This window comes from Streptomyces sp. NPDC085927 (assembly GCF_044540975.1).
Taxonomy (GTDB): Bacteria; Actinomycetota; Actinomycetes; order Streptomycetales; family Streptomycetaceae; genus Streptomyces; species Streptomyces hirsutus.
Genome location: NZ_JBITSN010000001.1, coordinates 1,019,915 through 1,043,454, shown reverse-complemented (window position 1 = coordinate 1,043,454; position 23,540 = coordinate 1,019,915). Strand labels below are relative to the sequence as shown.

General features: G+C 71.4%; 15 protein-coding genes. 6 read left to right on the top strand and 9 right to left on the bottom strand.

Annotated elements, in window-relative coordinates; translation table 11 throughout:
* Positions 1 to 27 precede the first annotated feature (27 nt).
* Complete coding sequence (locus tag ACIF80_RS04790; protein ID WP_399799278.1) at positions 28 to 3,933, bottom strand: DNA-binding protein; 3,906 nt, start codon at positions 3,931 to 3,933, stop codon at positions 28 to 30.
* A gap of 241 nt (positions 3,934 to 4,174) precedes the next feature.
* Here ACIF80_RS04790 and ACIF80_RS04785 point away from each other — a divergent pair, with 241 nt between their 5' ends.
* Positions 4,175 to 4,852, top strand: a complete 678-nt coding sequence (locus ACIF80_RS04785; protein ID WP_399799276.1) for a hypothetical protein — start codon at positions 4,175 to 4,177, stop codon at positions 4,850 to 4,852.
* Between the two features lie 102 nt (positions 4,853 to 4,954).
* Here ACIF80_RS04785 and helR read toward each other — a convergent pair whose 3' ends face one another.
* Positions 4,955 to 7,135 carry an RNA polymerase recycling motor ATPase HelR gene (helR, locus tag ACIF80_RS04780; protein ID WP_399799275.1) on the bottom strand — a complete coding sequence of 727 codons (2,181 nt, stop codon included), beginning with the start codon at positions 7,133 to 7,135 and terminating at the stop codon, positions 4,955 to 4,957.
* Between the two features lie 696 nt (positions 7,136 to 7,831).
* Between helR and ACIF80_RS04775 the strand changes: the two genes are divergently transcribed.
* Entirely contained in the window at positions 7,832 to 8,416 is a 585-nt protein-coding gene (locus ACIF80_RS04775) for a lamin tail domain-containing protein (RefSeq protein WP_399799273.1), read from the top strand.
* Between the two features lie 209 nt (positions 8,417 to 8,625).
* On the opposite strand, the gene ACIF80_RS04770 is transcribed toward ACIF80_RS04775, so the two are convergent.
* The 3 genes from ACIF80_RS04770 to ACIF80_RS04760 all read right to left on the bottom strand — a co-directional run bounded on the left by ACIF80_RS04770 (position 8,626) and on the right by ACIF80_RS04760 (position 12,695).
* Entirely contained in the window at positions 8,626 to 9,963 is a 1,338-nt protein-coding gene (locus tag ACIF80_RS04770) for an NAD-dependent succinate-semialdehyde dehydrogenase (protein WP_399799270.1), read from the bottom strand.
* 72 nt (positions 9,964 to 10,035) lie between these two features.
* Entirely contained in the window at positions 10,036 to 11,217 is a 1,182-nt protein-coding gene (locus tag ACIF80_RS04765) for an alcohol dehydrogenase catalytic domain-containing protein (protein ID WP_399799267.1), read from the bottom strand.
* Complete coding sequence (locus tag ACIF80_RS04760) at positions 11,214 to 12,695, bottom strand: APC family permease (protein WP_399799265.1); 1,482 nt, start codon at positions 12,693 to 12,695, stop codon at positions 11,214 to 11,216. The genes ACIF80_RS04765 and ACIF80_RS04760 overlap by 4 nt, the downstream gene beginning before the upstream one ends.
* A gap of 132 nt (positions 12,696 to 12,827) precedes the next feature.
* Between ACIF80_RS04760 and ACIF80_RS04755 the strand changes: the two genes are divergently transcribed.
* Positions 12,828 to 13,493 (top strand): TetR/AcrR family transcriptional regulator, encoded by a 666-nt coding sequence (locus ACIF80_RS04755; RefSeq protein WP_399799263.1) that lies wholly within the window; start codon positions 12,828 to 12,830, stop codon positions 13,491 to 13,493.
* Positions 13,494 to 13,580: 87 nt separating this feature from the next.
* Positions 13,581 to 14,582, top strand: coding sequence for a porphobilinogen synthase (gene hemB, locus ACIF80_RS04750; protein ID WP_399799260.1), 1,002 nt, complete (start codon positions 13,581 to 13,583; stop codon positions 14,580 to 14,582).
* A gap of 197 nt (positions 14,583 to 14,779) precedes the next feature.
* Here the strand turns inward: hemB and ACIF80_RS04745 are convergent, their stop codons facing one another.
* The gene (locus tag ACIF80_RS04745) at positions 14,780 to 16,780 is read right to left on the bottom strand and encodes a hypothetical protein (protein WP_399799257.1); all 2,001 of its coding nucleotides are present in this window, start codon (positions 16,778 to 16,780) and stop codon (positions 14,780 to 14,782) included.
* Positions 16,781 to 16,954: 174 nt separating this feature from the next.
* On the opposite strand from ACIF80_RS04745, the gene ACIF80_RS04740 reads away from it, so the two are divergent.
* Positions 16,955 to 17,158: a hypothetical protein gene (locus ACIF80_RS04740; protein WP_399799255.1), complete on the top strand. Its 204-nt coding sequence runs from the start codon at positions 16,955 to 16,957 to the stop codon at positions 17,156 to 17,158.
* 17 nt (positions 17,159 to 17,175) lie between these two features.
* On the opposite strand, the gene argS is transcribed toward ACIF80_RS04740, so the two are convergent.
* Positions 17,176 to 18,951 (bottom strand): arginine--tRNA ligase, encoded by a 1,776-nt coding sequence (argS, locus tag ACIF80_RS04735; protein ID WP_399799252.1) that lies wholly within the window; start codon positions 18,949 to 18,951, stop codon positions 17,176 to 17,178.
* Positions 18,952 to 19,136: 185 nt separating this feature from the next.
* Here argS and lysS point away from each other — a divergent pair, with 185 nt between their 5' ends.
* Positions 19,137 to 20,876, top strand: coding sequence for a lysine--tRNA ligase (gene lysS / locus ACIF80_RS04730; RefSeq protein ID WP_399799249.1), 1,740 nt, complete (start codon positions 19,137 to 19,139; stop codon positions 20,874 to 20,876).
* A 95-nt stretch (positions 20,877 to 20,971) separates the two neighbouring features.
* Here lysS and ACIF80_RS04725 read toward each other — a convergent pair whose 3' ends face one another.
* Together ACIF80_RS04725 and ACIF80_RS04720 are read right to left on the bottom strand one after the other, a co-directional pair.
* Complete coding sequence (locus ACIF80_RS04725) at positions 20,972 to 22,465, bottom strand: DUF2637 domain-containing protein (RefSeq protein WP_399799246.1); 1,494 nt, start codon at positions 22,463 to 22,465, stop codon at positions 20,972 to 20,974.
* A 175-nt stretch (positions 22,466 to 22,640) separates the two neighbouring features.
* Positions 22,641 to 23,501, bottom strand: a complete 861-nt coding sequence (locus tag ACIF80_RS04720) for a DUF3558 family protein (RefSeq protein ID WP_399799244.1) — start codon at positions 23,499 to 23,501, stop codon at positions 22,641 to 22,643.
* Positions 23,502 to 23,540: the final 39 nt, after the last annotated feature.

Genomic DNA, 23,540 nt, shown 5'->3' with positions numbered 1-23,540 from the left:
GTGCCGTCCGCGCGGTGGGCTGCGGGGTCAGCAGGTGCGCCGGTAGGGGACGGTGGGGAGGTAGGAGCGCCATTCGGCCTGCGACAGGCCCGACTTGAGAGACGCGCACAGGCGGTCGGCCACACGGTCGGGAGCCAGGTCCGTGGTGTGCGCGCGCAGGTGCCCGGTCGTGGTGCGGAGCCGGTCGCCCGAGGCGTCGAAGGTGAGGGAGAACACCGTTTCACCCGGGGTGGGCAGCGGGGTGCCGGTGAGGCGCCGGGAGGCGGCGTCCCACAACTGAACGGTTCCGTTGTCGCCCCCCACTGCCAGGGTCCTGCCGTCCGGTGAGAAGGCGAGGGCGCTGACGGCCTCGTCGTATTCTCCGCTCGGAGTGGAGTCCAGTGCGGCGACGGTGTCGATCCGTTCGCGCAGTGTGCCGTTCCAGACGGTGACGCGGCCCAGTTCGTCGCCGACGGCCAGCCGGTCGCCGGTGCGGCTGAAGGCGAGTGCCGTGACCTCCTCACCGCTGAGCACCAGGTCACGGACCGTGCCCGAGGGCACGTCGGCCACCGAGCCGCCCCGGGAGACGACGGTGGTGCCGTCCGGGTGCCAGAGGGGGCCGGGTCCCGAGAAACCGGACAGCGTGCGCAGCCGGGTCCCGCGGCGGACGTCCCAGAGTTCGAGGACGCTGCGTTCGCCACTGCGGGACACGGCGAGGGTGCGGCCGTCGGCGGTGATCGCCAGGCCGGTGACCTCCGACGGCATCTCGTCGTCCTTCCCCGGAGTGGTGCCGCGTGCGAGGTCGATCGTGGTGACGGCACGTCGTTCGCGGACGTCCCACACGGTGACGCGCTGCGGTGTCGTGTGCGATTCGGGCGTCTGCGGCAGGGCGCCGTAGACGAGGCGGCGGCCGTCGGCGCCGAAGGCGAGGTGGTCGACGCAGTCGACCGGCACCCCCGAATCCGCTGCTCCGATCACCTCCTCCTCGGCGCCGAAGTCGAACACCGGGAGGCTGTCGGTCTCCTCCCGGGGGACCGGCGGGCACGGGGTGCCCGGCAGGCGGGCGGTCTCCCGTCCACGGGCGTCCGCCAGCAGGTACGCGGGGTGCTCGCCGCCGGACTCGGCGACGGCCAGCGACTGTCCGTCCGGGCTCCACCGGGCGCTGTCGACGGCGCTCCCGCGCCGGCCGGACGTGAGGATGTCGTCGAGGGAGAGGGTACGGACCGTCGTCCCGCCCGCGGAGAGGTAGCGGATCGCCCGGCCGTCGACGTCGAGGCGTACGTCGGTGGGGCTTTCGCCCGAGGGCACGTAGCGCAGTGCGGGCGATTCGGGCGCGGCGAGCCGCCACAGCAGGATCTCGTCGGTCAGGGAGACACCCAGCAGGAACCGGCCGTCGGGGCTGAAGCGGAACTCGGCCAACTCCGGTGCGGAGACATGCTGCTTCGTGCGGCCGGTACGCGCGTCGACGAGGTGGAAACCGTCCTCGGTGGTGAACGCGACGGTGCGGCCGTCGGGAGTGAAGGCGTGGCTGCTCCGCGCGCAGGGAACGCTGCCGGGCCACCGCAACGGGCGTCCGCCCTGCTCGCGGAGGTGGCGGATCACGAGCCGCTCGCCGGTGCACGCGGTGATGAGGCGCCCGTCGGGACTCACGGCGGTGTTCTCCAGCATCGCCCTCTCGCCGCCGGGCAGGGTGAGCAGCCGCCGTTCGCGCGGTATGTCCCACACCTCGAACAGGGATTCCCCCACGTGCTTCTCGTCCCAGCCCTCGACGAGGAGCGTGCGGCCGTCCGGGCCGAAGGCCGCCGACAGGGGCGGGGCGGTGGCCAGCCTGCCCGTGAAGCGGCCTCCACGCACGTCCCACAGGCGGATCCCGTCGTTCTCCAGGAGCGCCACGGTGCGGTTGTCCGGGCCGGCGACGGTCCACGTGGTCACCTCGGCGTCGGGGAAGTCGGCGCCGGGCAGGGGGCGGATGCCGGTGCGGCGGTGCGCGGTCACGTCCCATGAGGTGACACCGCGGGCGGACACGGACAGGAGCGTGCGGCCGTCCGCCGACAGGAAGCGGTCGGCGTCCGGGGAGGGGGCGGGAGCGGCATCGGCCGCGGACGGGTCCCCGGTGCCGCCGGGCGACGCGGTGCCGGTGTCGTCCGGGACGACGAAGACGTCCCGCTCCCGCTGCCCGAGCGCGCCGAGGAGCGCGGAGCGGGTCTCGGGGGTGGACGCCAGGCGCCAGGCGGCGACACTCAGACGCCGTGCCCGCTGCGGATCGGTGCTGCGCAGGCCGGTGGCCACGACGGCCAGCCGTCCCGCCTCCGCCTCGATCCGCCGGGCCTCGCTGGTACGGCTCTGCTGCCAGGCCGTCGCACCGGCGACCAGGGCCAGTGCCAGCAGGGCGCAGAGCGTCGCGAGGAGGACGTGCCGACGGCGGCGTGACCGGGTCCGGCCCGCCAGTGAGGCGGTGAGGAAGGCGTCCTCGGCGGGCGTCAGGGCGGGGGCGGGGCCGACGCCGGCGAGGCCCGGCGACCGGAAGATCTCCTCGGCGGTGACCAGCCGCGCTCCCCGGTAGAGGGCGCCGTCGTCCTCGTCCAGGTCCAGCCACACCCGGGCGGCCTCGGTCAGCCTGCGGTGCGCCCGAAGCCGTTCCCGGTCCTCGTCGATCCACCCGCTGAGCCGGGGCCATGCCGTGATCAGCGCCTCGTGGGCCAGCGTGACGGTGTCGTCGTCCAGGGTCAGCAGTCGGGCGCGGGCCAGGCGGTCGAGGACCTCGTCGACGTCGTCGGTGCCGGCGATGTCGAGTTCGGCCCGGGGCACGGGTCTGCGGGTGTCCGGGGAGCCGTCGCCGGGGGCGATCAGCCGCAGCAGCAGCGGCCGGGCCAGCGCCGCCTGCCCGGGAGGCAGCCGGGTGAACACGTCCTCCGCGGTCTGCGCGACGGCTCCGTCCAGTCCGCCCGCCGCGCGGTACGCGTCCTCGGTCAGCGTACGGCCCTGGCGGCGCAACCAGGTCTCCCGCAGGACGTGCGACAGCAGCGGCAGCCCGCCGGGCCGGTCCTCGACCTCCCGCACCAGCCGTGCGGTGAGCGCCCGTTCGACGATCAGACCCGCCGTCTTGGCCGGACCGACGACCACCTGCCGCAGTTCCGCGGCGTTCATGGGGCCCACCAGGACGCTCGCCTCGCGCAAGGCCCTTGCCAGCTCACGGTGTTCGGCGCAGCGGCCGTAGAAGTCGGCACGGACCGCGATGACGACCCGCAGTCCGCTGTCCGGATCCCTCGCGCGCAGCAGCAGGTCGATGAAGGCGGTGCGTTCGGCCTGGTCCCGGCAGAGGGTGAACACCTCCTCGAACTGGTCCACGACCAGGAGGGTGTCCGGGGGGTGGGGTCCGCTCCCGGCCGGGGGTCCGAGCACCGCGGCGTGGGTGTCCAACGGGTGTTCTCCCGGCGCCAGGAGCCGGATGGCGGCCAACCGGAAAGCGGAGGCGCCGCCGCGCAGCCTCGGGACGAGGCCGGCGCGCAGCAGCGACGACTTGCCGCTGCCCGAGGGACCGAACACCGCTGTGAAACGGTGTACGGCGACCGTCCGCGCGAGTTCGCCGACGAGTTCGTCGCGCCCGAAGAACCGTTCGTGGTCACTCGGTTCGAAGCGGGCCAGTCCCTGGTAGGGCGGTTCGGCGTCGTCCTCGCGGACGGTCGCCGCCAGCTCGGAATCGACCGCGTTCCAGCGCCGCTCCCACTCGTCCTCGGCTCCGCCGCACGCCTTCACATAGGCCAGGGTCAGGGGCAGGGAGGGCAGTTGATCGCCGGACGCGGCCTGCGAGAGGGCCGTCACCGAGTAGTGCGCACGGCGGGACATCTCCCGGTAGCTGATGCCGCCGGCCTCGCGCCGCAGCTTCCGCAGCGCGTACGCGAACTGCTGCACCGGCCCCGCCGCCGGATCGACCGGCGTTTCAGGACGCCCCATGTTCCCTGCCCCCGTCACTGCATGCACACGGCAATTGCCCTGCGCGGCGGTCACGTTAGGGGCCCCGCGCAACAGCGGCAAGCGGCGTTTCAGCCTCTCGGTGACGGCCCACCACTTTGTTCACCTGCACGGAAGGGGCCTGCTGAACAACTGCGGGCGCTGTTGGACTGGTGGTCGGCCGGTCCCCTGGGACCGCCGCAGCGCCTCCGCCCTGGAGGCGCCCACCCGGAGAGGAACGCTCATGCAGACGTCCGTCAGGAAGCCCACCCGTACTCCGGCCCGAGTCGCCGCGCTCGCGACGGCGGCCGTGTTCGCCACCGCCCTTCCGGCCCTCCCCGCCGTCGCGGCCACCGCGCAGGAGGCGCCGCGGGCAACGGCCGGCACACAGGCCGCGACCGTGCAGGCCGCCGCGGCCAAGAGCCACACGTACCTGTCGTACAAGAAGAACAAGAAGGATCCGTCCAACTCCCGTCTCTCCCTCATCTACGTCCAGCAGGTCAACGCCGACAAGAACCGCAGCTGGACCGTCAAGACCTGGCGGGCCGGCTCCGGTCTGGGAACCAAGAAGAACGCGAAGAGCAAGTACGGTCAGGACGCCTGCAAGAAGAGCGTCGGCTGGCTGCCGAACGGCACCTACAAGATCGAGTACTTCAAGAACAACTTCGCGGGCACGATCAACGGCCACGTCTGGAAGCTGGAGGACAAGTGGTGCAAGGGCAAGAAGGCCAAGCGCACCGAGTTGTTCATCCACAGTGAGATGAAGTCGAACGGCAAGCAGGGCAGGACCGAACCGACCCGTTGGGACGGAAACGGCGACTACAAGTCGCTGGGCTGCATCAAGCTCAAGCCGGCCGACGCCCGTCAGCTCAAGTCGTACCGGTCCAGCTACCCGATTCCGAAGAAGCTGTACGTGTCCTGACCGGCCTCGCCGGGACCAGGTACAGGTCCACGTACGGAGCCCGGGGCGGGTGTCGGCCCCGGGTTCCGTACCCGTGTTCGCGGTCCGGTCCCCGACGGCCCGTCAGCCGCTGGTGAGGACGACCAGTCGCTGGGTCGCCCGGGTCATCGCCACATAGCGGTCGACCGCTCCCTCGATGCCCTCGCCGAACCTGTCCGGGTCGACGAGGACGACCAGGTCGAACTCCAGGCCCTTCGACAGTGCCGGGGTCAGGGACCGGACGCGGGACGTGCCCCGGAACGTGGGGTCGCCGATGACGCAGGCGACTCCGTTGCCGTCGGAGTGCTCGGCGAGCCAGGTGTCGAGGATCGTCTCCAGGTCGGAGACCGGGCCGTGGACGACGGGGAGGCCGTTGCTGCGGATGGAGGTCGGGACGTTGGCGTCCGGGAGGGCGGCGCGGATGACCGGCTCGGCCTCCGTCATCACCTCCTGCGGGGTGCGGTAGTTGATGTTCAGGGAGGCGACGTCGATCCGGTCGAGGCCGACCCGTTCGAGCCGTTCCTGCCACGACTCCGTGAAACCGTGCCGGGCCTGGGCGCGGTCCCCGACGATGGTGAAGCTGCGGGACGGGCAGCGCAGGAGCAGCATCTGCCATTCCGCGTCGGTGAGTTCCTGGGCCTCGTCCACCACGACGTGGGCGAACGGGCCCGCGAGCACGTCCGGTTCGGCCGTGGGCAGGGCACTCCTGTCGATCAGACTGTCCCGCAGGTCCTGGCCGTGCAGCATCGTCACCGCGCCCTCGCCGTCGCCGTCGGAGGCGATGACGTTGTCGATGACACCGGCCATGCGTTCGCGCTGGGCGGCGACGGAGGCGTCGTGGCGGCGCTTGCGCAGGGACGACTTCGGGTCACCGAGCCGCTGCCTGGCCGCGTCCAGGAGGGGTAGGTCGGACACCGTCCAGGACTGGGCGTCCTCGCCCTCGCGCCGCAGGCGCTTGACCTCGTCGGGGCCGAGCCAGGGGGCGCACATGCGCAGGTAGGCGGGGACCGACCACAGGTCGGAGACGACGTCGGTGGGTTCGAGGAGCGGCCAGGCGTTGTTGAGGGTGGTGACCAGCTCGTGGTTGCTGCGCAGGGCTCGCTGGAACAGGCTGGGCGGGAGCTCGCCGTCGTGCTTGTCCCCGAGGATCGTGACCAGCTCGTCCCAGATCTGCTCGCGCGCCTCGTTGTGCGGGGTGCCGGGCTCCGGGGCCCGGAACGCCTCGGCCCAGTCCTCGGCGGTCAGGGGGACGGAGGCCCAGGGGGTGGTCACCGTCATGCCCCGGGCGGGCGGGTCCTCGTAGAACCGTACGGCCGTCTCGATCGCCCTCACCATGTCCGCGGACGACTTCAGGCGGGCCACCTCCGGGTCGGTCTCGGCCGCCGCCCCGGCCCCCTCGGGGACGAGGTCGCGCAGTGTGCAGGTCTGCACGCCCTCCTCGCCGAGGCTGGGCAGGACGTCGGCGACGTACGCCAGGTACGGCTGGTGCGGGCCGACGAACAGCACCCCGCCCCGTCGGTGACCGAGGCGGGGGTCGGAGTAGAGCAGGTACGCGGAGCGGTGCAGGGCGACGACGGTCTTGCCCGTCCCCGGGCCGCCGTCGACGACCAGGGCGCCGCGTGAACCCGCGCGGATGATGGCGTCCTGGTCGGCCTGGATGGTGCCGAGCACGTCCCGCATCCGGGCCGACCGGTCGCCGCCCAGACTGGCGACGAAGGCGGAGTGGTCGTCGAGCGCGGCGGCATGTCCTTCCAGGCCGTCGGCGGTGAACACCTCGTCCCAGTAGTCGCTGATCCGGCCGCCGGTCCAGCGGTACCTGCGGCGGCTCGCCAGCCCCATCGGATCGGCGTGGGTGGCGGCGAAGAACGGCTCCGCCGCGGGGGAGCGCCAGTCGAGCAGCAGGCGGCGGCCCGTGCTGTCGGTGAGGCCGAGGCGTCCGATGTACACGGGTTCGGGGTCGTCCGCGCTCACGATGTGCCCCAGGCACAGGTCCAGACCGAAGCGGCGCAGGGCGCGCAGGCGGGCGGACAGCCGGTGCACCTCCAGGTCCCGGTCCATCGCCTCCCGCCCCACGCCGCCGGGTGCCCTGAGCGTGGCGTCACGGAGGTCGGACAGCTCGGCGATCGCCTGCTCCAGGCTCTCCGCGATGGCCACGAAGTGCGCCTCGTCGCCGGCGATCAGCTTCGGGTCGGCCTTCGCGGAAAGACGCTCGGGGAGATCGAACACGCCGGCAGGGCTGATGGTCGGGTGGTTAGTCGGCTTCACGAGGAGCGATTCTGCGCCATGCCGGGGGCCTTGCCGCAAGCCCCCCGGTGCGCTATACGTTGAGAGTGGCAAGGAGTGGGTTCGCCTCCTTGCCTTTTTGCATTCCTCTCACAGCGCTTTCTCGCCGGTCCTCGTCGCCGCCTCGATCGTCCCCGCGGGTGGGCAAGCCCTCCTCACCATGGCGCGGTGCCTCGGCGTGCCTCCTGTGCTCACGTCCTTCAGCGCTCATTCGACGTCTCCGGACGAGGCGCGCTCTTCGGCACCGGGGCCGCAGCCCGGGATCGGATCGGTCCGGCGACGCACGCCGCTCCTGCCCCTGCGGAACCGGGTGAAGGGAAGGCCTCCACCCCCCGGTGCCCCGTCGGCCCTGTTACCCACTTCCGGGTGAACGTCGGGGTGGCGTGCGTGGTGGCGCACCAAGGCGCGACCCTGGCTGAACTACGACGGACCCGGACAGGCCACGGGTCGATGTGTGACGCATCGATTCGAACTCTGTAATCGAATGATATGTGTGCATCTGGCAACCGAGTATTGCGGACATGTCCGCATTACGTCTCCAGTGCGGTGACTTCCTACGAAAGAGCCCGCTACGGCGGCAGAGTGTGGGACCTCGGCAGTCAGCCGGGACGTACCACTCGGAGAGCGCCGCCCGTCCCTACGCCGGGTGGGCCGGCGCACGAATGCGAAGGGGACCACGTGTCTGCTTCTTCCGCCGTTCGCCGTCTGACCGCTGTCGCCCTGGTGACCGGTTCCGTCGTGGCGGCCGCCGCCCTGCCGGCGTCCGCCGGCCAGGACAGGGGCCCCGACCGTCAGCAGGTCGTCATCAGCGACGTCCAGTACAACGCTCCCGGCCCGGACACCCGCAGCAACCGTTCGCTGAACGGCGAGTGGGTGAACATCACCAACCGGTCCCGCCAGAGCGTCGACCTGAAGGGCTGGACCCTGCGCAACAGCGAGGGAGACAAGTACACCTTCCGCCACCTGCGATTGAACGGCCGCTCGACGGTCAAGGTGCACACGGGACTCGGCCGTGACACCCGCCATGACGTCTACCAGGACCGCCGCGAGCACATCTGGGACAACCGCTCCGACCGGGCCACCCTGTCGAACCGCCGGGGCTCGGTCGTCGACACCGAGAGCTGGGGGCGTGGCCGCGGCCACGACCGGGACCGTGGCAACGACCGCGGCCACGACCGGGACCGTGGCCACGACCGCGATCGTGGCCACGACCGCGACCGTGGCAACGATCGCGGTAACGACCGCGACCGCCACCAGCGCTGATTCACCGTCCCGAGGGCGTGTCACGGCAGCCGGCCGTGACACGCCCTCCGGCGTTCCCCGGGCCCGCCCTGCGACGGGCCCACCCCGCACAGCGGGAGAAGCTCAGGGGCGCCACGAAGCACGGCCACGCACGTCGGACCGGCGCGATCACGGCGCTTCTCCTGGGCCGTCTGCCCGTTGCGGCCCCGGGCCCACGGCTGACAGCCCGGCTAGGCCACCGTGCGGATGAGCTTCTTGTTGACGAATTCCTCGGTGCCCGGGCGGCCGAGTTCGCGGCCGAAGCCGGAGCGCTTGATGCCGCCGAAGGGGAGTTCCGCGCCCTCGGCGCCGACGCCGTTCACGAAGACCATGCCGGCCTCGATGCGGTCGGCGACGCGTTCGGCCTGGGCGGGGTCCGTGGTGAAGAGGTAGGAGCCGAGACCGTACGGCGTGTCGTTGGCGATGCGCAGGGCGTCGTCCTCGTCGGCGGCCGGGAAGACCATGGCGACCGGGCCGAAGAGCTCCTGCCGGGCGGCCGCGTGGTCGGTGGTGAGACCGGTGAGGACGCCGGCCGGGAAGTACGCGCCGTGGCGCTCGCCCTCGGTGTGCAGCGTGGCGCCCTCGGCGACCGCCGCGTCCACCTGGCGGCCCAGGTTCTCGGCCGCCGCCACCGAGGACAGGGGTGCGCCGGTCGCGCCGGCCAGCAGGCGGGCGGTGAACTTCTCCACGAACGCGTCGTAGAGGTCCTGGACGACGACGAACCGCTTGGCCGCGTTGCACGCCTGACCCGTGTTGTCGAGGCGCGCGGCGACCGCGGAGTCGACGACCGCGTCCAGGTCGTCCGTGGACAGCACGATGAACGGGTCGGAGCCGCCCAGCTCCAGCACGACCTTCTTCAGGTGGCGCCCGGCGATCTCCGCGACGGCCGATCCGGCCCGCTCCGAGCCGGTGAGCGAGACGCCCTGCACGCGCGGGTCGGCGATCACGCCGGCGATCTGCTCGTTGGTCGCGTAGACGTTGACGTACGCGCCCTCCGGGAAGCCGGCCTTCGTGAACAGCCGCTCCAGCAGCGCCGCCGTGGCCGGGCACTGCGGGGCGTGCTTGAGCACGACGGTGTTGCCGATGGCGAGGTTCGGGGCGGCGAACCGGGCCACCTGGTAGGCCGGGAAGTTCCACGGCATGATGCCCAGCAGGACGCCCAGCGGGCTGCGCCGGACGACGGCGCTGCCGGGGCCGGAGGTGACGTCGAGCGGTTCGTCGGCGAGGAACTCCTCGGCGTGGTCGGCGTAGTAGTGGTAGATGTCGACGCAGAAGCCGACCTCGCCCTCGGCCTCCGCGAGCGGCTTGCCCATCTCGCGCACGATGCTCGCCGCCAGCTCCTCGCTGTGCTCCTGGTGCAGGTCGCCGATCCTGCGCAGCAGCGCCGCGCGCTCGGCCACGGTGCTCCCGCGGCCCCACGTGGTGGCCGCGTGGGTGGCGGCGGTCAGTGCCGCCTCGACCTCGGCGTCACTGGCGGTCGGGTAGAGCTCGGCGACTTCGCCGGTGGTGGGGTCGGTGACGGCGTACATCGGATCTCCTGGAGACGGTCGGGGGCGGGACGGGGGACGTCTTCGGTTGTGGGGACCGGCCCGGTACCCGGCTCAGGGTTCGAGGATGGTCCGCACTCCCGTGTTCGACCTGAGGTCCTCGAAGGCGGCCCCCGCTTCGGAGAGGGGGCGGGTGGTGCCGATCAGATCGTCCAGCGGGAGCCTGCCCGCCAGGTAGAGGCGGGCCAGCTTCGGGATGTCGATCTCCCCGATGCTGGAGCCGTAGTTACAGCCGAGGATACGTTTCCCCTGGTCGGCGAGGTCAAACAGGTCGAACGAACCCGTCGCGCCGGCGGGGGCCATGCCGACCAGGACCGCGGCCCCGCCCGGGGCGAGCATCGCGGGCAGGGTCTCGATGACGGTGGGGTTGCCGATCGCCTCGAAGGCGAACTCCACGCCGCCGAGTTCCTCCCGGCACCAGGCCGCGACGTCCGTCCCGGCCCCGTCGAGGGTGTGGGTGGCGCCGAACCGCTTCGCCACGGCGAGGCGTTCGGGGGAGAGGTCGACGGCGACGACGGGGTCGGCCCCGACCAGGTGCAGACCCATCACCACGCTGAGTCCCACCCCGCCCGTACCGATGACGACCGCGGACTCGCCGGGGCGGACCCGGGCGGTGTTCATGACCGCGCCGATGCCGGTCGTGATGGAGCAGCCGAGGAGGGCGCCGATGCCGAACGGCAGCTCCTCGGGGACCTTCACCGCCGCGGTCTCGGGCACGACCAGCCGGTTCGTGAACGCGCCCAGGCCCAGATACGGCCACACCGCCTCGCCCCGGGAGTCGGTGAACGGGGTGCCCCCGTCGGGGAGCGTGTTCTCGACCGCCTTGGTGCCGGTGCACAGCCACGCCGTTCCGGCCACGCACTTGCGGCAGCGGCGGCACGGCGCGAACCAGGACAGGACGACATGGTCGCCGGGCCGTACGGAGGTGACGCCGGCGCCGACGCCGGTGACCACCCCGGCCGCCTCGTGGCCGAGGACGAGCGGGCGGTCGGTGGGCCAGTCGCCCGTCACGATGTGCAGGTCCGAGTGGCACACGCCGGCCGCGCGCACCTCGATCTCCACCTCGCCCGGCCCGGCGGACCGCAGCGCCACCTCGCGCGACCCCAGCCCCGACTCCGGGTCGAAGACGACGGCGGAGGACAGAGCGGAAGACGGAGCGGAGGGCGGAGCGGAGGGGCTCGACGGGCCCGGTCGGTTCGCGGGGGGCACGGAGGCCGCGGGGGTCGCGGGAGTCACGGGACCTTCACCTCTTCCTTGGCCGGGTTCCCGGCGAGTTTGGTGTGGGGCTTGGCGACCGCGACGTAGACGAGGCCGATGGCGAACAGCACGGAGAAGACCAGGATCACGGCCCAGACCTGGACCCAGCTGCCGCCGACCGGGGCGAGCTCGGCGCGCGGCCAGGCGATGTTGACGGCCTCGAAGAGCAGCCACACCACAGCCAGCACGTTGATCACCAGGCCCGTCCTGCCCAGCCGCAGCTGCCCGGCGGCAGGGTTCCACCGGCCCTTCAGCCGGGCGACGAGCGCCACGACCGCGACGGTGAGGAAGATGAAGTAGAAGCCGCCGGAGCCGAACGAGATCAGGGTCGCCGCGGCGTTGCCGTTCAGCCCGAGCAGGAGCCCCAGGGCGGCGAGCACGGCCGTCACGATGAGCGAGACGTACGGGATCTGGCGTGCGCCGACGGTGGCGAGGGTCGGGGAGAAGGGCAGCTGCCGGTCGCGGGCGAACGCGAACACGGCCCGGCCGATGTACGTCTGGATCGAGATGGCGCACGCGATGAACGCGATCAGGACGACGAGGACGAACGGCTTCGCACTCCAGTCGCCGAGGCCCTCCGTCACCGCGGCGAACACGGGGTCCGCGATCTCGCCGGCCACGGCGTCCTCGGGCCGGCGCAGGGAGAGCGTCACGGCGATGCCGGTCAGCAGCACGGTGAACGCGACGAACAGGTAGGCGCGCAGCAGCGCCCGCGGCACGCTGCGCCGCGGCCGCTCGGTCTCCTCCGCGACCTGCGTGGTCGCGTCGAAGCCGAGGAACGCCCAGCCGGCCACCGCGAGACAGGTCAGGAAGCCGGCCAGGACGGAACCGCCGGAGACGTCCTCGGCCCCCAGGCTCTCGAACAGCATGCCGAAGCCGTTGTTGCGCATGAACACCAGCAGGATCACGCTGATGGCGATGGAGGCGACGCCCTCGGCGATGATCCCCGCGTTGAGGAAGTGCTTCACCGGGTTGACGCCGAGGAGGTTGATCCCGAGCGCCACGGCGATGAAGACCACGCCGAGGAGTACGTGGGCCGCCGCCGACGGGGTTCCGTCGGCGAAGAGCATGTACAGCCAGCTCGCGCCCAGGTAGGCCACCGTGGTCAGCGAGGCGATCGCGGAGGCGAGGTAGATCCAGCCGGTCAGCCAGCCCAGGCGCGGCCCGCCCAGCCTGCGCACCCACTGGTAGACGCCGCCCGTCATCGGGAACTGGGAGGACAGCTCGGCGTAGACCGTGGCGACCAGGAGCTGGCCGAGCGCGGCCACGACGACCGCCCAGATCCACGCGGGGCCCGCGAAGACGAACCCGAGCTGGACGACCGCGTAGATGCCGACGACGGGGGAGATGGTCGCGAACCCGATCGCGAACACGGCCCACGGGGACAGAGTGCGCTTCAGTTCCTGCTGATAGCCGTATTCGGCGAGGTCACCGGCGTCGGTGCGAGAGTCGTTCATGTGCTGCTCCTGACAGTGGTGCGTGCCGGAGGGGCGGCTCGACCGGGGAGGGGAGGGGCCGACTGCCGGTGGGCAGCTATTGGGCGCCTGGCCAATTACCTGATTGGTCGCACACTCAATAACATTCCCCGTATGACGTCAAGGGGTACGGGCAAGCGAGTGCGCAAGGCGCCGGCCGAGCGCCGCAACGAGATCGTCACCACCGCCGCGCGGATCGGGCTCACCGAAGGACTGGAGTGCATCACCCTGCGCCGGGTCGCCGACGAGCTGGGCGTGCAGTCCGGTCTCGTCGGTCACTACTTCCCGGCCGCCGACAAACTCGTGGCCGAGGCCTTCACCAGCGCCACCATGGCGGAACTCGACGGCCTCCTCCCGGACCCGGAGGAGGCCGCCGACACCGGGGCCGCGCCCGGAGGCACCGGACCCGGCACCCCGATACGCACCCTCCGCCGCTTCTTCGCCCTCTCCTCCAGCGCCGACTTCGACAACATCAGCAAGCTCTGGCTCAACGCCCGGCACCTGTCGCGCTACCGTCCCGTGCTCCGCGATCACGTCGTCGAGCAGGAGCTGCTCTGGTGCCGGCGCATCGAGCGGGTCGTCGCCGCCGGGGTGGAGACGGGAGACTTCCGCTGCGACGACCCCTGGGCGGCGGCCGTACGCATCCTCGTCGCGATCGACGGGACCAGCGCCTACATCAACACCAGTGCCGAGCACCGTGCCGCCCCGGTCGCCCACATGGTCCGCACCCTCGCCGAGTCCGAGCTGGGGCTGGCACCCGGCGTCCTCGAACCGCGCTGACGGCGGGGCGGCGGGCCCCGGACCCCGGGGCCCGGGCCGACCGGCCGTCGGTAAAGGCAGCGGGCGGGCGGGCGTAGCGTGGGAGGCATGACGACGTACGGATCTTTTCCCGGCACCCGGCCCCGGCGTCTGCGGACCACCCCCGCCCTGCGCCGGATGGTGGCCGAGACCCGGCTGCACCCCGCCGACTTCATCCTCCCCGCCTTCGTGCGCGAGGGGGTGGGCGAGCCGGTGCCGATCGAGGCGATGCCGGGCGTGGTGCAGCACACCCGGGACACCCTGAAGAAGGCGGCCGCGGAGGCCGTGGCGGCCGGGATCTCCGGGATCATGCTGTTCGGCGTGCCCGAGGAGTCCAAGAAGGACGCCCTGGGCACCCCCGGCACCGACCCGGACGGCATCCTCCAGGTCGCCCTGCGGGACGTACGGGCCGAGGTCGGGGACGACCTGCTCGTCATGTCCGACCTGTGCCTCGACGAGACGACGGACCACGGGCACTGCGGAGTCCTGGACGACCGGGGCCGCGTCGACAACGACGCCACCCTCGAGCGGTACGCCGAGATGGCGCAGGTCCAGGCCGACGCGGGCGCCCACGTCGTCGGGCCCAGCGGGATGATGGACGGACAGATCGGCGTCATCCGTGACGCCCTCGACCAGATCGGCCGCGAGGACGTCGCGATCCTCGCCTACACCGCCAAGTACGCCTCCGCCTTCTACGGGCCCTTCCGCGAGGCCGTCGGCTCGTCGCTCAAGGGCGACCGCAAGACGTACCAGCAGGACCCCGCCAACATCCGTGAGTCGATGCGTGAGCTGGCGCTCGACCTCGAGGAGGGCGCCGACATGGTGATGGTCAAGCCGGCCGGGCCCTACCTCGACATCCTCGCCAAGGTCGCCGACGCCGTGGACGTGCCCGTCGCCGCGTACCAGATCTCCGGCGAGTACGCGATGATCGAGGCCGCCGCCGAGAAGGGCTGGATCGACCGGGACCGGGCGGTCCTGGAGTCCCTGACCGGCATCAAGCGGGCCGGCGCGCAGAACATCCTCACCTACTGGGCCGTCGAGGTGGCGCGGAAGCTGAACGCCGCTCGTTGACGCGGGGCGCCCTGACGGCCGCCCCGGGACCGGACCTTGCGGTGGTTGCGGACCCTGTCGGTCGCCTGCGGGTCCGGCTCGGCCCGCGGAAGCGTCCGGCGCCGTGACCGGACGGGTTCCACGATGATGCCGCCGGAGGGCGCCTCCACAGGCCCTCCGGCCTCGTGCGCGGGGGACGGCCGGGCCCGGGCCGGCCGCTAGTCGGCCGGTGGTGTGGGCATGTGGGGGAAGAGGGCCGCGTACGGTGCGAAGATCTCGTCGTAGGAGAGGCCGCGCCGTTCCAGCGCCCTCCTCGCGTATTCGAGCCACCCCAGTGTCGTCCCGCGAATGATCAACGGCATGGCCTCCGCCCTGAGGGTCTCGGCCGCGACGGCCAGATCCTTCGGCCAGGGCCCGTGCAACTCCGCGATGTGGGAGACCAGGCCAGGGGACGATTCCTGGTAGAGGCCCGGCAGCATCTCCGCGAACGGCCCCGGGCCCAGGACGGCACGCAGGCGTACCAGCAACTCGGTGTGGCCGGCCGGCGGAACGGGAAGGGCGCTGAAGACCGCGAAGTCGATTCCGTGGCCCCCCACGCCCTTCAGCTCCGTGACGAGGTCCGCGACTTCCGCGGACGGTCTGTGATGGACGATCGCCTGGAGCAACACGCTGTCACCGTGCAGATGGCGCGGTGCCGTCGTGAGCAACTCCCGCACCATGAGCACGACGTCCGCGTAGGGGCGTCGTGCCGCGACGCGAAACGCCCTGCGTACGACATCGGGTGCTTCCCTCTGGTGGTACGGCATGAGGCGGTACAGAGCGGCAACATCCGCCGGAGGCCGGTTCCACAGTGCCTCGTGCAGCATCTGCGCGCCGAGCTTGGTGGGTTCCTCCGCGTCCTCGGCGTTCAACAGGACGAGGACCAGCCGGGCGAGTTCCTCCGGCGCGAGTGACCTGGCCAACGTCATGCACAGCCGGACCGCCCCTTCCCACCAGTGGTGATCGATGAGGCGGTCCGCCAGGAGCACGACCTCCCGTGCCGGCCGGCGCGCCGCGATGTCAGGGAAACGCGGGTCGTGCGGATCGCGGTCCCGCAGGAGGACGAGGGCCGTTTGTTCGGCCCACAGGAACGTCGGCGTGGGCACGTCGGTCACGTCGTTCCACAACGGCCCGTTGTCCGCGCCGTTCGCGCCGGTCACCGCGTTGTCCGCGTTGTCCGTGGCCGGATCCTCGGGCAGCCGCCGGGTCTCTGCGTCTGGGTCCAGGCCCGTCAGAGCTCCGCTCAGGCGGTCGGAGATGCGCCGGCTGACCGCTTCGGCGCGGGCGAGAGCGGCATCGACATCGTCACCGAAGGGGGCCAGGGGCGTGGCGTCCTGCTTCGCCCGTGGTCCGGGGAGCGCACCGTCCGCCACGGGCAGTGCCGCCGCCTCCCGCAGGTGTCGCACCTCCTTCCGCACGCGCCGGGTCCGGGTGAACGCCTCCGCCAGTAGTTCAGTGGCGAGCCTGCGGTCCTGCTCGGCTCTCGCCAGGGTTGTCGCCGTACGGCCGTGCCGTTCGACCACACTCGCCAACTCGGTGTCCACGGTCGCCAGACGAGCCGGATCCAAAGGCTGCGAGGTCATCGCCAACTCCTTTTCCAAGGTGAGTTCTTCGACCTCGTTGGCGAGTACGACAACCCAGGCGGACAGGGCCGAGTTGAGTTCCGTTGCCTCGCTCAGTGCCAGCCGGGACTGCTGCTGGACCCGGGAGAGAACCTCCAGTTCATCGCTCTTGCGGCGCAGTTCCCGGTACACGTCCAGGAGTTCCTCCTGGGACTTTTCCACCACGGTGCGGACGGCCTTCGGCTGCCGCGTCAGGTCGGGTACCGGTGTGCTCCGCTCCTCGGCCGTCTGCAGCAGCTCGGTCGCCTTCTTCCGCAACCGGGCCCGCCTCGGCAACAGTTCATGCGACTGAGTGCATGCCACGACCACGGCATCCACGAACTCCGCATCGAGCTTGGCACCCGCCAGCCGCTCGCTGATCGCCGATGTGCGCAAGCCGGTCGCATCCATCAGCTCGGCCACAGTGAGGCCGGCCTCCTCCATCCGCTTGCGCAGGAAGCGGGCCAGGGCGTTGTACTCCTGTGAACGGTCCCGCAACGGGCCGAACTTGCGGCCGGGCCGCGCCGGGGGCTTCCCGCTTGTGCCGCCCCGCGTACCGACGTGGTCCTGTGCGTCCATGTCCCCCCGCAACCGTCCGCTTGTCCGTTGTCCGCGGACAACGCCCATTGTGCGCCGGGGTAATACCCCTGATCAGCATGTTCGGAATCAAGGGAGGAGGACAACGTTTCGGCGGACGAGGCTGGTGTCCCCGGACGGACCGGCCGTCCGGGGACACCACCCCGTGGAGGACCAATGAACCGCCCCCAGCGGCTGACCGATCTGCTGGCCTTCGTCGCTGTCCTGCTGACGGTCGTCGGTCTGCTTCTCATCGGTGTACCGACGGAGTCCCTGGCGATCGTCGTCGTCGCCATGGGCGGCCTGTACGGCACCTGGGTGGGCACCGTACATCGGCCTCGGTCCGGATCCCGGACCGAGGCCGACGACGAGGAACGTTAGACGAGGGGCGCCGGGTGTCAGAGCCGCTCGGGCGTCCGGATGCCCAGCAGTGCCATGCCCCGGTGCAGCGTGCGGGCCGTGACGTCGCACAGGAACAGGCGGTTGGCCACCTGGTCCGGCGACTCGGCCTTCAGCACCGGGCACTTGTCGTAGAACGACGTGTACAGGGACGCCAGCTGGTACAGGTACGCGGCCAGCTTGTGCGGGGCGTACTCGCGTGCCGCGTCCGCCACCGTCTCCGCGAACGCGTCCACGTGCAGGCCCAGCGCCCGCTCGGCCTCGTGCAGGGCCAGCTCCGGGTGCGCGGACGGGCGTACGCCTTCGGGAGCCTTGCGCAGGATCGACTGGATACGGGCGTAGGCGTACTGGAGGTACACCGACGTGTCGCCGTTCAGCGAGACCATCTGGTCGAGGTCGAACTTGTAGTCCCGGTTCGCCGACGTCGACAGGTCCGCGTACTTCACCGCGCCGACGCCCACCTGGGCGCCCCGCTCGGCGATCTCCTCCTCGGACAGGTCCTGCGCCTTCTCCCGGACCACCGCGGAGGCGCGGTCGATCGCCTCGTCCAGCAGATCCACCAGCTTCACCGTCTCGCCCTCACGGGTCTTGAACGGCTTGCCGTCCTTGCCGAGGACCGTGCCGAACGCCAGCTGGACCGCCTTCACGCCGTCCCCGAGCCAGCCGGCCCGGCGCGCGGTCTCGAAGACCATCTTGAAGTGCAGCGCCTGCCGGGCGTCCACCACGTACAGCAGGGTGTCCGCCTTCAGGTGGAACACGCGGTCCCGGATCGCGGACAGGTCGGTCGCCGCGTAGCCGTAGCCGCCGTCCGACTTCTGGACGATCAGCGGGACCTGCTTGCCGTCCGGGCCCAGGACGTCCTCGAAGAACACGCACAGCGCGCCCTCGGAGCGGACCGCGACACCCGACTCCTCCAGCAGACGGCAGGTCTCGGCGAGCATGTCGTTGTAGCCGGACTCGCCGACGATGTCCGCGTCCTGGATCTCCATGTCCAGCTTCTCGAAGACGGAGAAGAAGTAGATCTTCGACTCGTCGACGAACTTCTGCCAGATGGAGAGCGTGTGGGGATCGCCCGCCTGGAGGTCGACCACCCGGCGCCGGGAGCGCGTCTTGAACTCCTCGTCGGAGTCGAACAGCTTCCGCGCGGTCTTGTAGAGGCGGTCCAGGTTCGACATCGCCTCCTCACCGGAGATCGCGCCGTCCTCGGAGGACTTGTGGTCCAGCTCGTGCGGGTGCTCGTCCAGATACTGGATGAGCATGCCGAACTGGGTTCCCCAGTCGCCGATGTGGTGGCGGCGCACCACGTTCTCCCCGGTGAACTCCAGGAGCCGGCCCACCGAGTCCCCGATCACGGCGGACCGCAGGTGGCCGACATGCATCTCCTTCGCCACGTTCGGCTGGGCGTAGTCGATCACCGTGGTGCCCGGGTTCGCGGAGACCGGCACGCCGAGGCGCTCGGTGTCCGCGTACCGCGCGGCGAGGTTCGCGGTGATCGCCCGGTCGGAGATCGTGATGTTGAGGAAGCCGGGGCCGGAGACCTCGACGTCCTTGATCAGCTCGTCACCGGTGACGACGTGCGAGACGACCTCGGCGGCCAGCTCCCGCGGGTTCGCCTTCGCCTTCTTGGCCAGCGCCAGGATGCCGTTGGCCTGGTAGTCCGCCCGGTCGCTGCGTCGCAGCAGCGGGTCCGCGCCGGCGGCCTCCGGCCGGGTGGCCGAGAGCGCGGACGCGAGATGCTGCTGGACGGAGTCGCTGAGGGACGTGACCGAGGCCATGGAGTGGCTGCCGTTCTGCTCGGGTTGTGGAGCTGTTGACTTCTACGGAGGGCTACTACAGGTGACTACTGCTGAAGCCGAGTATCCCACGCGGTGAAAAGCGGTTTTCGCGGATGCGGTCCGGGCTGGGAGAATGGAGAGGTCAGCCGTGCGACCGTACCGGCTGCCCGAGCAGAAAGAAGGACGTGCCGATCGTGGCTCAGAGCACCGAGACCACCGACTGGGTCTCCCGTTTCGCGGACGAGGTCATCGAGGAGTCGGAGCGTCGGGCCCCGGGCAAACCGGTCGTCGTCGCGTCCGGACTCTCCCCCTCGGGTCCGATCCACCTGGGCAACCTCCGCGAGGTCATGACCCCGCACCTGGTCGCCGACGAGATCCGCCGCCGCGGCCACCAGGTCCGCCACCTGATCTCCTGGGACGACTACGACCGGTACCGCAAGGTCCCCGCCGGGGTCGAGGGCGTCGACGAGACGTGGTCCGAGCACATCGGCAAGCCGCTCACCTCGGTCCCCGCCCCCAAGGGCTCCCCGTACCCGAGCTGGGCCGAGCACTTCAAGGCCGCCATGGTCGAGTCGCTCGCCGAGCTGGGCGTGGCGTTCGACGGGATCAGCCAGACGGAGCAGTACACCTCCGGTGTCTACCGCGAGCAGATCCTGCACGCCATGAAGCACCGCGGCGACATCGACGCGATCCTCGACCAGTACCGCACCAAGAAGGCCCCGGCGAAGAAGCAGCAGAAGGCGGTCGACGAGGCCGAACTGGAGGCGGCGGAGGGCTCCGGCGCCGCCGCCGAGGACGACGGCAGCACCGGCTCCGCCGGCTACTTCCCGTACAAGCCCTACTGCGGCAACTGCGAGAAGGACCTCACCACCGTCGCCTCCTACGACGACGACACCACCGAGCTGACCTACTCCTGCACCGCCTGCGGCTTCTCCGAGACGGTCCGGCTGAACGAGTTCAACCGCGGCAAGCTGGTCTGGAAGGTCGACTGGCCGATGCGCTGGGCGTACGAGGGCGTGATCTTCGAGCCGAGCGGCGTCGACCACTCGTCGCCCGGCTCGTCGTTCCAGGTCGGCGGGCAGATCGTCGGCATCTTCGGCGGCGAGCAGCCCATCGGCCCCATGTACGCCTTCGTCGGCATCAGCGGCATGGCCAAGATGTCCTCCTCACGCGGCGGCGTGCCCACGCCCGCCGACGCGCTGAAGATCATGGAACCCCAGCTGCTGCGCTGGCTGTACGCGCGGCGCCGGCCCAACCAGTCCTTCAAGGTCGCCTTCGACCAGGAGATCCAGCGCCTCTACGACGAGTGGGACCGGCTCGACGCCAAGGTCGCCGACGGCAGTGCCCTGCCCGCCGACGTCGCCGCGCACTCCCGCGCGGTGGGCACGGCGGGCGGCGCCCTGCCCAGGACGCCCCGGCCGCTGCCGTACCGCACCCTCGCCTCCGTCGCCGACATCACCGGCGGGCACGCGGACCAGGCGCTGCGCATCCTCAGCGACTTCGACCCCGCCCAGCCGCTCACCTCGCTCGACGAGGCCCGGCCGCGCTACGACAAGGCCGAGGCGTGGATCTCCCTCCACGTCCCGGCCGACCAGCGCACCATCGTGCGCACGGAGCCGGACGAGGAGCTGCTGAAGTCCCTGGACGAGCAGGGCCGCCAGTCGCTGCGGCTGCTCCTCGACGGGCTGGCCGACCACTGGTCCCTGGACGGGCTGACCCACCACGTCTACGGCGTTCCCAAGGTCCAGGCCGGCTTCCCCGCCGACGCCACGCCCAAGGAGCTGCCCGCGGAGATCAAGTCCGCGCAGCGGTCGTTCTTCGCCCTGCTCTACCACCTGCTGGTCGGGCGGGACACCGGTCCGCGTCTGCCCACCCTGCTGCTCGCGGTGGGCCAGGAGCGGGTGCGGCGGCTGCTCGGGGACTGATCGACGCGTAGGCATACGACGAGGGGGCGCCCGGTGTTCCGCACCGGGCGCCCCCTCGTCGTATGCCTAAGTCCGCGTGGCGCGGGTCACGCGGGTCACGCGATGTGGTCCTCCTCCAGCTCCGCGGAGTGCCGGTTCTGGAAGTCCATGACCATGCGCTTGGCCTCGGCGTCCGGCAGGGGCCGGCCGTACGTCGCCTCGACGTTGTCGCCGAACTCGCGCGGAGTCGGGTAGCCGCTGCCGCTGATCGACTGCTTGAAGATCTGGTAGTAGCCCTCTTCGTCGGGGACCGGGGCCGAGGGCTCCGGAGTGCCGCCGCCCTCGCCCAGCTCACGGGTGCGGCCGGGGCCGACCGGGATGGGGAACGTGCCGGTGTCCTCCGGGGACGGCTCCCGCGCCGGGGGCGCCTCCTCGAACTGCCCGCGGTACTGCTCGGCCCGCTCCTGCTCCGCGGCCCAGTCGGCGTACTGCGGGTCCTGGGTGGGGTCGTAGGTGGGGTCGTAGCCGCCGTGGTACTCGACGGACTGCGGGTCCCGGGCGTGCAGCCACAGGCTCTGGTCCGGGTCGGGCTGCCGCTGCTCGTACGGCGCGTTGGGGCCGTGCTGCTCGTACGGGGGCGTGAACTGCGCGTCCTGGACGCCCCGGGTGGTGCGGGCGTCGCGGAAGGCCCGGGGGTCCTGGGCGTCGCGGTGGCCGCCGTCGCGGTGGTCCTCGTCGTACGCGCCGCCGTCGTTCTCGTCACCGAAGGTGCCGTGATCCCCGCGGTCGCCGGGGCCGCCCGTCAGTTCGGGGCGCTGTTCGGCGGGCGGGGCCGCCTTCTGCAGGGAGAGCGCCGGTGCCGCGGCGGCCGGACCGCCCACGGTGGCCTGGTGCTCGGGGGCCGGCGGGATCAGCGCCGGTTCGATGCCGGCCGCCGCCAGACCGGCCGGGGCCGTCTCGGCGAGGGGGACGCCGTACTTGGCCAGGCGCAGCGGCATCAGGGACTCCACCGGGGCCTTGCGGCGCCAGCTGCGGCCGAAGCGGGAGCGCATCCGGGCCTGGTAGACGAGACGTTCCTGCTCCAGCTTGATGACCTGCTCGTAGGACCGCAGTTCCCACAGCTTCATCCGCCGCCACAGCAGGAACGTGGGTATCGGCGAGAGCAGCCACCGGGTGAGGCGGACGCCCTCCATGTGCTTGTCCGCGGTGATGTCGGCGATCCGGCCGACCGCGTGCCGGGCGGCCTCCACGGACACCACGAACAGGATGGGGATCACACTGTGCATCCCCACGCCGAGCGGATCCGGCCAGGCGGCCGCGCCGTTGAAGGCGATCGTCGCCGCCGTCAGCAGCCACGCCGTCTGACGCAGCAGCGGGAAGGGGATACGGATCCAGGTCAGCAGCAGATCCAGGGCCAGCAGGACGCAGATGCCCGCGTCGATGCCGATCGGGAACACGTAGCTGAAGTTTCCGAAGCCCTTCTGCAGGGCCAGTTCGCGGACGGCCGCGTAGGACCCCGCGAAGCCGATGCCGGCGATGACCACGGCTCCGGCGACGACCACACCGATGAGAATCCGGTGCGTCCGTGTCAGCTGAATGGGCGCGGCCACCCGTACTCCCCTCCTCAAGCGTGTTGTTGCGCGCAACAGAGTGGCACATGTGTGCGGAGAACGAGTGGCCGGTTCCGTATCGGAGTTTCACCGCCCGCCTTCGGGACCGCCTTCGGACCCGTCTCGGGCCCGTCTTCGAGCCCGTCCCGGGGCACGTCGCCGTGGCCGCCGGACCTCAGTCCTTCGCCGGAGCCGAGGAGGACGCCGGCTTCGACGGCGAACCGCTCTCGGCGGCCCCGCCGGAGCTCTTGCCGCCGCTGGCCCCGGTCACGGCCTTCACCGCTTCCTTCGCCGCCTTCTTCGCGTCCTTCATCAGGTCGTCGGCGCTCGGCGACTTGTCGCCGGCGAGACCCGCCCCGTTGTAGTCGAGGGTGACGACGACGTTCTCGACGCGGGCCACGACCGTCTGCTGCTTGAAGGTGCCTTCCTTCTTCTTCAGGTCGTAGCGCACGGCCGTCGCCTCGTCGCCGGTGTCCGCGACGGGTTCGGACGCCATGTCCTTGGCATCCTCGGAGGCCTGGACTTCCTTGACCCGCTTGTCGTAGTAGTCCTTGGCCAGTTCGTCGCCCGCGCCCCGCGTGGTGTCCGACTCGAAGCGCAGCATCGACACGCTCAGCCAGCGGAACTGCGAACCGTCCACACCCTTGTTGGCGAGGCTGTCCCAGGAGCAGCCGGCGCGCGTCGAGATGTCGTCGGACTGGCTCTCCTTGCCCGACTTCGCCTTCGGTACGAGGTCCTCCAGGGTCTTCTTCGACAGGACGTCGCACGCCTCCGGCAGGTCCTTGTACACCGCAGCCCGCACCGTCGGGGACGGGCTCGCGGACGCGGACGCCGACGCCGGGCTGTCGGCCGCCTTGTCCTTGCCGTCGTCGGAGCCGGAGTCCGAGGAGCAGCCGGCGGCGATCAGCATCGCGGGGACGGCCGCCGCGCCGACAAGGACGCGGTGGAGGCGCTTCGTTCTCCCCCACTGCCTGGACGACGCGGGTGGTGCCTCCATGTCTCGCTGTGCTCGTCGCTGCATGGTTCCTTCACTCATGACGCTTGTGTTCCCTGCGGTCAAGCCTGTGTTCCCTGC